Here is an 11773-nt window from a genome sequence, read left to right as displayed (position 1 = left end):
TTATGGCCTTCGCATGAACTCTCCTGAGGCGGCAGACGTATTGCTCGGCCCGTCTGTCGCGCCTTCTCCCAGTCCAGGCGAGAAGCCTTGCCTTACTCGGATTTCAGGCCATCAGCAGAGACTGCCTGAACGCCTTTGATTTTCTTGGCGATTGCCACAGCGGTGGCTTTCTGAGCGTCAGTTACCGCAACGGTGGACGACAGGGACACTACGCCTTTGTTGGTTTCGACTTTGATGTCGGTGCCAGGAATGCCTTTTTCAGTCACCAGGTCTGCTTTGACCTTGGTCGTGATCCAGGTATCGGAAGTAGCTTCCTTGACTTCGGTCACTTCACCAGCGGCCAGAACCATTGGAGCCTGGGTAGCCTGGGTCTGTGCAAATGCGACGTTGGCCATGGTCAGGGTCAGCGCGGTAGCAGTAGCGGCAGCGATAGCGAACTTCTTCATACGAGTAACTCCTGTTTTTCATAAAGTCTGCTGCGTGTCTTGTCAGCAGGGTTACAGGAGATAGTGCGAACGCTGTGCCAACTTTTAAATAATCGATAAACACATATAAATCAACGACTTATAAAAACACCTGATTTTCGAAATCATGCAGAATGCATGACTTCGGAATTATCGACATGCAAGTTGCGGGTTTTACCGCAGGCCTAAGGCCATGAATTATTGGAAGTTTTCTCAATTACTCGATTTTTCCCGGAGAGCGAACAAAAAACGCCCCGCAAGGCGTAATGCTGTTCATTTAAGGTTTGGGTCACCGCGTTCATTCAGACAGCACGCGTTATCGTTCACGTCTTTCGCGAGCAGGCTCGCTCCTACAGGGGAATGCGTACGCTTGAAGAGTCAGGTCGAGCGTTAGCTCGCCTCCAGCTTTTGATCTTGAGGTGCACGCCCCATCGGGAGGCCGAGTGGAGGTTCTGCGCAGTGGGCAACCCGGCATGGATGCCGGGTTAGCCGCCCCCGGCCATGGATGGCCGATGGCGGCGGGCCCACGGAGCAGGACCGGAGCGAGGGCATGCCGAGCCTGGGCGAGGCACCGACCGAAAGGGGCAAGAGCCCTTGGTTACTTGGGGCTTTTCCAAGTGACCCGCCGTAAGGGCGGAACCGCCCGCCGCCGTGACCGCAAAAACGGATATGCCCCCGACCCGCAAGATGGGGCACTAGGCAAAACGGTTTTAAATCAGCCTGATGTGGCAGTGGAAGCGGCAGCGGCGCAGGCTTTAGGCGCATATTCAGCATCGACTTCGGTGGTGCATGTCCAGCCAGTCAACGCGCGCGTCAGAGTAATGGACTTATTCAACACCGGACCCGGAGCATTAAGAATTTTGCAAGCAATAGAGCCTGTCCCATCAGCCGCTTTGCCAGTCGCTGACGTCGTGCAGTTGGAGGTCGTTGTGGCGCCACCGATCTTATCCAGTGTCACATCGGTCCCTTGATTCATAAGATCTTCGAACGGCACTTTCAACGCGCTGATCTCAGCCAGCCCCGCCGTGACCTTGGCCCGGGCCTGATACTTGGAATATTGCGGCAACGCAAACGTCGCCAGAATCCCGATGATCGCCACCACGATCAGCAGCTCGATAAGCGTAAAACCTTTCTGAGTATTCATAGACAAGCTCCATGCATGAGTCGAAATCTCATGACCTGAACTAGCCGCAGCACAGCCCATGCCAAGCGTCGCGCGCCCTGTTGGCCGGGACGTGAGGCGAGTGCAACGCCGTTTCCTACCCCCAGAATCCGCACTATCTGACACTTTTTGTCACCTCAACACCGCTGGTTTGGTTCCTCCGCTTGACTAGGCTATAAGTCATGAACTGTCTGCGTCCGGTATCCCAATGAATGACATTGCCCTTAGCGGTCTGGCCAAGCAATTGGTCCTGGCCGAGCTTCTCACTGACCAAAGCGCGCAACAGGCGTATCAGCAAGCCCAGCGCAGCCGAATCTCCCTCATCAGCTATCTGGTGCAGAACAAACTGGTGAAGAGTCGCCAGGTCGCCGAGATCGCGTCGGAACACTTCGGCATGGCCTTGCTCGACCTCAACTGCCTGGACAAGGAGAGCCAGCCCAAGGGACTGATCAGCGAGAAACTGATTCGCCAGCACCACGCCCTGCCCCTCTGGCGGCGCGGCAACAAGTTGTTCGTGGGGGTTTCCGACCCGACCAATCAGCAAGCCATCAATGACATCCAGTTCAGCACCGGGCTGAATACCGAAGCCATCCTGGTGGAGGACGACAAGCTCAGCGATGCCATCGAAAAATTCTTCGATAACCAAGGCACCGGCCTGGAAGACATGGCTGACGTTGACCTCGATGGCGTGGACATCGAGTCGATCGATGACAACAGACAAGACGCCATTGCCGGCCAGGATGCCGATGACGCGCCCGTGGTGCGCTTCGTGCACAAGATGTTGCTGGATGCGATCAAAAGCGGCTCTTCCGACCTGCATTTCGAACCCTACGAAAAAACCTACCGCGTGCGGATGCGCACCGACGGTATTTTGCGTGAAGTGGCCAAGCCACCGATCCACCTGGCCAGTCGCATCGCCGCGCGGCTGAAAGTCATGGCCAGCCTCGACATCTCCGAACGACGCCGGCCCCAGGACGGGCGGATCAAGATGCGCCTGTCCAAGACCAAGTCCATCGATTTTCGGGTCAACACCCTGCCGACCCTGTGGGGCGAGAAAGTGGTGATCCGGATCCTCGACCCGTCCAGCGCACAAATGGGCATCGATGCCCTCGGTTACGAGCAGGACCAGAAAGACCTGTACATGGCCGCGCTGAAGCAACCCCAGGGCATGATTCTGGTGACAGGCCCCACCGGGTCGGGCAAGACCGTATCGCTCTACACCGGGCTGAACATTCTCAACACCGTGGACATCAACATCTCCACCGCCGAAGACCCGGTGGAGATCAACATGGAAGGCATCAACCAGGTCAACGTCAATCCCAAGCAGGGAATGGACTTCGCCCAGGCGCTGCGCTCATTTCTGCGACAGGACCCGGACGTGATCATGGTCGGCGAAATCCGCGACCTCGAAACCGCCGAAATCGCCATCAAAGCCGCCCAGACCGGTCACCTGGTGCTGTCGACCCTGCACACCAACAGCGCCGCCGAAACCCTGACGCGCCTGCACAACATGGGCATCCCGGGTTTCAACATTGCCACCTCGATCAGCCTGATCATTGCCCAGCGCCTGGCGCGCAAGTTGTGCAGCCATTGCAAGAAACCCATCGAGATTCCCCGGGAAGCGCTGCTCAAGGAAGGCTTCCCCGAGGAACGCATCGGCTCATTCACGATCTATGAACCGGTCGGTTGCGATCTGTGCAACGGCGGTTACAAAGGGCGAGTGGGGATTTATGAAGTGGTGAAGAACACGCAGGACCTGCAACGGCTGATCATGGCCGAAGGCAATTCACTGGAAATCGACATCCAGATGCGTAAAGACGGCTTCAACGACCTGCGCACATCGGGCCTGCTCAAGGCCATGCAAGGCATCACCAGCCTTGAAGAAATCAACCGGGTCACCAAGGACTGAATATGGCGGTCAAAGCAGCAAAAATCAGCGTCTACGCCTGGGAAGGCACCGACCGCAAAGGCACCAGAATGACGGGCGAGTTGAGCGGCCAGAACCCGGCGTTGATCAAGGCCCAGTTGCGCAAGCAGGGCATCACCCCCGGCAAGGTACGCAAGAAATCCACCTCGATTTTCAACCTGGGCAAGCGCATCAAGGCCCAGGACATCGCCCTGTTCACCCGGCAGATGGCGACCATGATGAAGGCCGGCGTGCCGCTGTTGCAGTCCTTCGACATCATCGGCGAAGGCTTCGAAAACCCGGCCATGCGCACGCTGATCGACGAGGTGAAACAGGAAGTCGCGGCGGGTAACAGCTTCGCCGCTTCCCTGCGCAAAAAACCTCAGTATTTCGATGAGCTCTACTGCAACCTGGTCGATGCCGGCGAGCAGGCCGGTGCCCTCGATACCCTGCTGGAGCGAGTGGCGACCTATAAGGAAAAAAGCGAAAGCCTCAAGGCCAAGATCAAGAAAGCCATGACCTACCCGCTGGCGGTGGTGTTCGTCGCGATCATCGTGACCGGGATCCTGCTGGTCAAAGTGGTGCCGCAGTTCGAATCGGTATTCAAAGGGTTTGGCGCCGAATTGCCAGCCTTCACGGTGATGGTCATCGGCCTCTCGGAATTCATGCAGGACTGGTGGTGGGCGATGCTCGGCGTGCTGATCGCGGCCATCTTCGGCGTGCGCCACGCGTTTAAAACGTCGCAAGGCTTTCGCGACCGAATGGACACCTGGCTGCTGAAAATGCCGCTGATTGGCACGCTGATGTACAAGTCCGCCGTGGCCCGTTACGCCCGCACACTGTCGACGACTTTTGCGGCAGGCGTGCCACTGGTGGAAGCCCTGGATTCGGTGGCCGGCGCTACCGGCAACATCGTGTTCAAGCGCGCGGTGCTGCGGATCAAGCAGGACGTGTCGACCGGTATGCAGCTGAATTTTTCCATGCGCGCCTCCGGCATTTTTCCGAGTATGGCGATCCAGATGACCGCCATCGGCGAAGAGTCCGGCGCATTGGATGACATGCTCGACAAGGTCGCGAGCTTCTATGAGGACGAAGTGGACAACATGGTCGATAACCTCACCAGCCTGATGGAGCCGTTCATCATGGTGGTGCTGGGTGTTATCGTCGGGGGCCTGGTGGTTGCAATGTACCTGCCCATCTTCCAACTCGGCTCAGCGATCTGACATGCCCTTGAACGACATTCTGACCCTCCACCCATTGTCCTTTGTGATTGCAGCCATGTTGGTCGGCCTGCTGATGGGCAGTTTCCTCAACGTGGTGGTCTGGCGCCTGCCAAAAATGCTTGACCGCGAATGGCGTGAGGAGGCTCGTGAAGTGCTGGGTTTGCCAGGTGAAACACCGCTGCCAACCTTCAACCTGATGCTGCCCCACTCCCAGTGCCCCCATTGCGGCCATCGAATTCGCGCCTGGGAAAATATTCCGCTGCTCAGTTATCTGTTCTTGCGGGGGCGATGCTCGAACTGCACGGCCGCCATCAGCAAACGCTATCCACTGACCGAACTGGCCTGCGGCCTGCTTTCGGCGTTCATCGCCTGGCATTTCGGTTTCGGCTGGCAGGCCTGCATGACGCTGCTCCTGAGCTGGGGGTTGCTGGCCATGAGCCTGATCGACGCCGAGCACCAACTGCTGCCGGATATGCTGGTGCTGCCGCTGATATGGCTGGGGCTGATCGTCAACAGCTTCGCGCTGTTCGTGCCCTTGCATGATGCTTTGTGGGGCGCGGTGGCCGGCTATTTGGCGTTATGGTCGGTGTTCTGGCTGTTCAAGCTGATCACCGGCAAGGAAGGCATGGGCCACGGTGATTTCAAGTTGCTGGCGATGTTCGGCGCCTGGGGTGGCTGGCAGATCCTGCCACTGACCATCCTGTTATCGTCGATGGTGGGCGCCGTTGTCGGCGTGATTCTGCTGCGTTTGCGCAACGCAAAAACCTCCACGCCAATCCCCTTTGGCCCCTTTCTGGCAATTGCCGGCTGGATTGCCTTGCTCTGGGGTGGTCAAATAACCGGCTTCTATTGGCAGTTTGTCGGTTTGAAATGAATACCCCTGTGGAAAAACCCTGGATTCTCGGCCTGACCGGCGGCATCGGCAGCGGCAAAAGCGCGGCTGCCCAGCACTTCATCGACCTGGGCGTACACGTGGTGGACGCCGATCACGCGGCGCGTTGGGTGGTAGAGCCGGGGCGCCCGGCGCTGGCCAGGATCGCCGAACACTTCGGCCCTGGCGTATTGCAAGCCGACGGGCAGCTGGATCGCGCGGCGTTGCGCAAATTGATCTTCGAAGTACCAGAGGAACGTCGCTGGCTCGAAGCGTTGTTGCATCCGCTGATCGCCAAGGAAATCGCCGAGCATCTGGCCAAGGCACAATCGCCTTACGCGATTCTGGTTTCGCCATTGCTGATCGAGTCCGGGCAGTACGCCATGACCCAACGAGTCCTGGTGATCGATGCCCCGGAACAACTACAGATCGAGCGCACCCTGCAGCGTGACCAGACCAGCGAGCAACAGGTCCAGGCGATCCTCAAGGCCCAGTCCAGCCGCCAGGACCGCGTGAGCCATGCCGACGATGTGGTGGTCAACGACCGCGACCTCGCCTGGCTGCACAGCGAGGTCGAACGCCTGCATCACTTTTACCTTACTTTGCGTGGAGGCCAGTCATGAGCCAGACCCCAACCGTCAATTGCCCAACCTGTGGCGCCCCTGTCGAATGGGTCGCCAGCAACGTCAACCGGCCGTTCTGCTCGGATCGCTGCAAATTGATCGACCTCGGTGCATGGGCCTCGGAAGAACACAAGATTCCGGTCAGCCCGGATGCCGAAGACGACCTGTTCAGCGAAGACTTCGAGCCGCGTCACTGATCTTCAAGGCCGCATAAAACCGTAGTCCTGGCTGTCATCGAGGTTTTCCGCAAGAAAACGCAACTCATCGGCCAGGTCTTCGACACTGCGCACTGCCTTGCTCTGTTGCACCACTGCACTGAGCAAGGCACGCAGGCTCAACCCCGGATCAAAGCCCACCTCCTGCGCCCCATCCAGACTTTGACGCAACTCCTGCCTTGCCCACTCGTAGACACTCATTTCGATGCTCCTGAAGGTTTTCCAGAGCATGGATTCGCGGGCGATTTTTGCCTTTGATATGGATCAAGATTTGGGATCGTCGTCTTTCCAGGGCGCTGAAAGGTAGCGCGTGCGATTGAACGTCTCCAGCCACTCGGGGCAAAACACCACCAACGCGCTGACGACCATGCCGTTGATGAACGCTTCCGGAAAGATCAGCAGCCACAGATAACCGACAAAATCCTCCAGCCAATAGGGCATGGCGAAACGTTCGTCGAACCACAGCAACCACAGCGCCAGCAGCAGGCACAGCAACGCCGACAGCGCCGCAGCAAAGAAACCGGACACGAAGATATACACAAAGGGATTACGCGGTTGCGCTCGCTCCACCAGGATCGCGCAGCATTCGGTGACCAGCACCGGCAGCAGAATCAGCAGCGCACCGTTGACCCCCATCGCCGCCAGATCCTGGCGCCCGAGCAGCACCAGTCCCGCTTGCGCGACCAACCCGCCGACAATCGCCAGCGGCCAGTCGAGCAACAGGGTCACAGCGGTCATGCCGATAAAGTGGTAGGACACGCCGGTGTCGAAGTCTTGCCGCACCAGCCAGAGCAAGAACAACGCGAACACCGTGCCGAACAACAGATGCTGGCGGCGACTGTCGCTGAACAATTCAACCCAGGGTGCTCGACAGGCAGCCCAGATCACTGCCGGCACATATATCAGCCAGCCAACTGCAAGGCTTTGCGCTGACAGCAACTCGGCGCCGATCATGGGCGCGCCTTCCTGGACGCCGGGCCCCGCGCAAGCAAACGACTGAGCAGCAACATTGTTCTATATTTCACGCGTCTCTCCCGTCGTGATAGCTATGAGTCTATACCGGCGTTTCTGACTGGCCGTATCGCACTTCCAGCCGGCACGCAGAGAATCCAGGGAAAGAACAAACGTTACGCAAACTTTACGAGACAAAATGGCAAGCCGGTCGATACTGCGCGGCGCTAACAAGACAGGCGTTATCTATGTCCATTGCGGTTTTGCGGTTTATCGGTTTCATCCTGGGTATTTTTCTGATCACGCTTGCAGTGAGTATGGCGATACCGCTGCTCACGCTGGTGATCTATGAACGCAACGATGAGATGTCGGCCTTTGGGTGGTCAATTGTGATCACGATGGTGTCCGGGCTGCTGCTGATTAACAAGGGACGTCCTGAAAACGCTCAGTTGCGTCCCCGCGATATGTACATGCTGACCACGGCCAGTTGGGTGGTCGTTTGCATGTTTGCCGCGTTACCCATGGTCTTTATTCAGCACATCAGCTACACCGACGCGTTTTTTGAAACGATGTCCGGTATCACCACCACCGGATCGACCATTCTGACCGGCCTGGACACTGCCTCTCCCGGATTGCTGATTTGGCGTTCAATGCTGCATTGGCTGGGCGGGATCGGCTTCATCGGCATGGCCGTGGCCATCCTGCCGCTATTGCGGGTCGGGGGGATGCGCCTGTTCCAGACCGAATCATCCGACTGGTCGGAGAAGGTCACACCCCGCTCCCATGTCGCCGCCAAATATATTCTGGGGCTGTATGTCGGGCTGACCGCTGTTTCCACGCTGGCCCTGTGGATAGCCGGGATGACGCCGTTCGAAGCCGTCAATCATGCAATGGCGTTGATTTCCACAGGCGGTTTTTCCACCTCCGATGCGTCTCTGGCGCACTGGACACAACCGGCCATTCATTGGGTGTCAGTGGTTGTCATGATTCTGGGCAGCCTGCCTTTCACGCTGTATGTGAGCACGCTACGCGGGAATAAACAGGCCTTGTTCAACGATCATCAGGTACGCGGTTTCATTGGCTTTTTGCTCATCACCTGGCTGCTGTTCGGCACCTGGCTGTGCTTGAACAGCGAGCACGGCTGGTGGGACGCGTTTCGGATCGTGGCGGTCAACGTGACGTCGGTGGTCACGACGACCGGCGTGGCGCTAGGGGATTACACGTTATGGGGCAGCTTCTCCGTGTTGCTGTTTTTTTATCTGACCTTTGTCGGCGGCTGCTCCGGCTCCACTGCCGGCGGTCTTAAAATCTTCCGTTTTCAAGTGGCTGGCGCCCTGCTCATGGGCAGCCTGAAACAATTGATTCATCCTCGCGCCGTCATCCAGAAGAAATACAACAATCGCCCGATCGATGAAGATATCGCCCGCTCACTCCTGACGTTTTCATTCTTTTTCACCATCACCATCGGGGCGATCGCGATGGGGTTGGCGCTCATCGGCCTGGACTGGACCACGGCATTGAGTGGCGCGGCCACTGCCGTCTGCAACGTGGGGCCAGGCCTTGGTTCGATCATTGGCCCGGCAGGTAACTTCTCGACACTGCCCGATTCGGCCAAATGGCTGCTGACCGTTGGCATGTTGCTGGGAAGACTGGAAATCCTCACTGTTCTGGTGCTGTTCATCCCGGTTTTCTGGAAGTACTAGCCCTGCCTGGACTGTTCCTGTCCAGCGTGCCAACGCGCTTCTGGCCCTGCCGAACTGGATGGGGTGACGTAACCGGCACTTCAGGCCCAATGCCGTGGATCGTTCATCACCGCCTCGTGTTCAGCGAACAGCTTGGGTAATTCGGCTTTGAGAAAGTCCACCCAGGTCCGAACCTTGGCATCGAGAAAACGCCGCGATGGGTACAGCGCATAAACGTTGCGCTCACGGGGGCGCCAGGCCGGCAACAAACGCAACAACGTGCCATCGCTCAAGGGACGCGTCGCGGTATAGAACGGAATCAGGCTGATCCCCATGCCGGATTCCGACGCCTTGACCATTGATTCGGCGACGTTGCATTGAAAGGTCCTGGCCGGGCTGATGGCATGCTCGCCCTCTTCGTCCCGGAACACCCATTCATCTTTGTACAACGGGTCGAGCATGCGCAGGCACTGATGATCATTGAGCGCCATCGGTGTTCGCGGTACGCCACGCCGTTGCAGGTAGTGCGGGGAGGCGCAGGGCACGCTGTAAATCTGCCCGATGGACTGGGCGACCATTTGCGAATCGGCCAGTTCATGGGCAATCGAAATCACCACGTCGTGCCCTTCCTCCATAGGATCGGGATTGCGCTGCGACAGGGTCAACTCGAACACCACATCGGGGTAAAGCTCGCTGTAGCGCGCGATCAATGGCGTGATCAGCACCCCCAGGCCATTCATGCTGTGAACCCGCAGTCGTCCACTCGGTTTGAGATGGGCACCGCGAGCCTCAGCCGTTGCCACCTCCATTTCTTCGAGTATTTGCCGACTGCGCACCAAAAAGCGTTCACCGGCCTCGGTCAGGCTCAACCGTCGCGTGGTGCGGTGCAGCAAGCGTGCTTGCACATGCTGCTCCAGATCGGCCACCAGTCGCGACACTTGCGCAGTTGACAGTTCCAGCGCATCGGCGGCGGCGGTAAAGCTTGCGCACTCCACCACGCGGACGAACACCCGCAAGTTATTGAGCAGATCCATAAGCCCTCCACGGGCGGTCACTGTTACGTTTGATGTAAGGCTGCTTCAGGCGCGAGCCCCTTTATCGGTGATGGGCAAAGACTAGAATCCAGGTATCGGAATCAACACGGAGCACGGAAAAATGAAAACCCTGATCAGCCTGTTTCTGACCGTTGTCGCCACCTCGGCCATGGCCGCCGGCAACCAACCCGCCGCCACTTCGTACAACCCCGCACAGCCGCTGGACATTGCCAAAGTGGTTTCAGTGTCGAACACCGCAACCGCCTGCGGGGTTGTGCCTGCAACCATGGTGTACGTCGATCATCAAGGCCAGACCCATAGCGTGACGTACGAGGTCATGGGTGACTGCACCACAGATCTATGACCGCGCCCTTATAGCAGCGTCCAGGTGTAGCTGAGGATCAAGCGGTTTTCGTCGATATCGCTGCGGTAGTTGGAACGCGCCATCGCGTTGCGCACGCGGATCCCGAGACCTTTGAGGCTGCCGCTCTGCAGCACATAGCCGATGTCCAGATCGCGCTCGCGGTCCTTGCCCTCGAACCCTTTGCCGGTATCGACATTGCTGCCAGTGATGTAGCGCACGGTGCTGGTCAGCCCCGGCACGCCGAGGGCGGCGAAATCGTAGTCGTAACGCGCCTGCCAGGAGCGCTCATCGGTATAGGCGAACTCGTAGGTCGGCACCTCGTTACCCAGAGGGCTGATGTTGGCAAACACTCGCGGGAAGGCACTGTCGCCGAACATGCCCTGATAGCCGACATAGAACGTGTGGCCGCCACGCTTGGCCGACAGCAAGGAGAAAAACGCCTGGTTGTCGATGTTGCCCAGCAGTTTTTTGCCGTCTTCGCGCGAATCGTAATAACCAAGGTTGGCGCCCAGGATCCAGTTACCGAACGGCTCACTGTGCTTGAGGCCGAGAAAGCGTTGGTTGTAGATATCCTCAAGCTGCCCGAACCAGGCGCTGACCGAGCTGCGTTTATCGTTGAAGGCGTAATCGGCGCCAGCAAAGTTGAAACCATCACTGCTGACCTGACGCTGCGGCACATGACCGAGCATGGCTTGCATCTTTTCGTCGCCGGCCTCGTTGCGCAGGCTGGTCGAGTTCAAGTGGCCACCTTGTACGGTCAGGCCATTGATCTCGTTCGAGCTGATGCTCGCGCCCTGATAGCTGGGCGGCAGCAAACGGATATCGCTGAAGGCCAGCACCGGCAGGTTGGGTTGCAGTTCACCCACCTTCAGTTCGGTTTTGGAGAATCGCACCTTCAACGCGCCTTCCAGACGGCTGTAATCATCCGCCGCGCGCCCGTCATCCTGCACCGGCAGCAAACCGGTATTGACCCGGTCCGGGCTGCTGTCGAGCTTGAGGCCGAGCAGGCCAATAACATCCACACCAACACCGACGGGGCCCTGGGTATAACCGGATTTGACGTTGAGGATGAAGCCCTGCGCCCACTCTTCAGCCTTCGATTGTTGGTTGGCCCCGACGATGTCGGAAAAGTCCCGGCTGAAGTAGTAGTTGCGTGCTTGCAAGGTGGCGGTGGTGTCTTCGATGAAGCCGCCCTCGGCCGCCATCGCACCGGCGGAGAAACTGGAGACGACCGCCATGGACAACACGGAACCGGTTGTTGGAAGAATCTGTTTCATC

At 58.3% G+C, this 11773-nt stretch carries 13 protein-coding genes; 7 read left to right on the top strand and 6 right to left on the bottom strand.

The window, feature by feature from the left end; translation table 11 throughout:
• Positions 1–92: 92 nt before the first annotated feature.
• Positions 93–446: a BON domain-containing protein gene (locus ACQ4OB_RS05735; RefSeq protein ID WP_076029720.1), complete on the bottom strand. Its 354-nt coding sequence runs from the start codon at positions 444–446 to the stop codon at positions 93–95.
• A 733-nt stretch (positions 447–1179) separates the two neighbouring features.
• A complete protein-coding gene (locus ACQ4OB_RS05730) occupies positions 1180–1608 on the bottom strand; it encodes a pilin (protein WP_102616134.1) in 429 nt (142 codons plus the stop codon).
• A 226-nt stretch (positions 1609–1834) separates the two neighbouring features.
• Between ACQ4OB_RS05730 and pilB the strand changes: the two genes are divergently transcribed.
• Genes pilB through yacG form a run of 5 tightly spaced genes read left to right on the top strand, consistent with a single transcriptional unit; the run spans position 1835 to position 6446 of the window.
• Positions 1835–3535: a type IV-A pilus assembly ATPase PilB gene (pilB, locus tag ACQ4OB_RS05725; RefSeq protein WP_074870968.1), complete on the top strand. Its 1701-nt coding sequence runs from the start codon at positions 1835–1837 to the stop codon at positions 3533–3535.
• Positions 3536–3537: 2 nt separating this feature from the next.
• Entirely contained in the window at positions 3538–4755 is a 1218-nt protein-coding gene (locus ACQ4OB_RS05720; RefSeq protein ID WP_074870970.1) for a type II secretion system F family protein, read from the top strand.
• Between the two features lies 1 nt (position 4756).
• Positions 4757–5629 carry a prepilin peptidase gene (locus ACQ4OB_RS05715; protein ID WP_102616135.1) on the top strand — a complete coding sequence of 291 codons (873 nt, stop codon included), beginning with the start codon at positions 4757–4759 and terminating at the stop codon, positions 5627–5629.
• Positions 5626–6249 carry a dephospho-CoA kinase gene (gene coaE / locus ACQ4OB_RS05710; protein WP_074870974.1) on the top strand — a complete coding sequence of 208 codons (624 nt, stop codon included), beginning with the start codon at positions 5626–5628 and terminating at the stop codon, positions 6247–6249. The genes ACQ4OB_RS05715 and coaE overlap by 4 nt, the downstream gene beginning before the upstream one ends.
• Positions 6246–6446, top strand: a complete 201-nt coding sequence (gene yacG, locus ACQ4OB_RS05705) for a DNA gyrase inhibitor YacG (RefSeq protein ID WP_008153323.1) — start codon at positions 6246–6248, stop codon at positions 6444–6446. The genes coaE and yacG overlap by 4 nt, the downstream gene beginning before the upstream one ends.
• Positions 6447–6449: 3 nt before the next feature.
• On the opposite strand, the gene ACQ4OB_RS05700 is transcribed toward yacG, so the two are convergent.
• Positions 6450–6665 carry a hypothetical protein gene (locus ACQ4OB_RS05700; protein WP_008153324.1) on the bottom strand — a complete coding sequence of 72 codons (216 nt, stop codon included), beginning with the start codon at positions 6663–6665 and terminating at the stop codon, positions 6450–6452.
• A gap of 63 nt (positions 6666–6728) precedes the next feature.
• Positions 6729–7418, bottom strand: a complete 690-nt coding sequence (locus tag ACQ4OB_RS05695) for an energy-coupling factor ABC transporter permease (RefSeq protein ID WP_430955261.1) — start codon at positions 7416–7418, stop codon at positions 6729–6731.
• 245 nt (positions 7419–7663) lie between these two features.
• Between ACQ4OB_RS05695 and ACQ4OB_RS05690 the strand changes: the two genes are divergently transcribed.
• Positions 7664–9118: a TrkH family potassium uptake protein gene (locus ACQ4OB_RS05690; RefSeq protein ID WP_074870978.1), complete on the top strand. Its 1455-nt coding sequence runs from the start codon at positions 7664–7666 to the stop codon at positions 9116–9118.
• 80 nt (positions 9119–9198) lie between these two features.
• On the opposite strand, the gene ACQ4OB_RS05685 is transcribed toward ACQ4OB_RS05690, so the two are convergent.
• Positions 9199–10131 carry a LysR family transcriptional regulator gene (locus ACQ4OB_RS05685; RefSeq protein ID WP_074870979.1) on the bottom strand — a complete coding sequence of 311 codons (933 nt, stop codon included), beginning with the start codon at positions 10129–10131 and terminating at the stop codon, positions 9199–9201.
• A gap of 121 nt (positions 10132–10252) precedes the next feature.
• On the opposite strand from ACQ4OB_RS05685, the gene ACQ4OB_RS05680 reads away from it, so the two are divergent.
• Positions 10253–10495 (top strand): DUF2790 domain-containing protein, encoded by a 243-nt coding sequence (locus ACQ4OB_RS05680; RefSeq protein WP_074870981.1) that lies wholly within the window; start codon positions 10253–10255, stop codon positions 10493–10495.
• Positions 10496–10503: 8 nt separating this feature from the next.
• Here ACQ4OB_RS05680 and ACQ4OB_RS05675 read toward each other — a convergent pair whose 3' ends face one another.
• Entirely contained in the window at positions 10504–11772 is a 1269-nt protein-coding gene (locus ACQ4OB_RS05675) for an OprD family porin (RefSeq protein WP_430955260.1), read from the bottom strand.
• Between the last annotated feature and the right edge of the window lies 1 nt (position 11773).

This window comes from Pseudomonas sp. ES4 (assembly GCF_050586665.1).
Classification (GTDB): Bacteria; Pseudomonadota; Gammaproteobacteria; order Pseudomonadales; family Pseudomonadaceae; genus Aquipseudomonas; species Aquipseudomonas frederiksbergensis.
The sequence above is the reverse complement of the archived record's forward strand: the minus strand, read 5'-3'. Positions and strand labels throughout refer to the sequence as shown.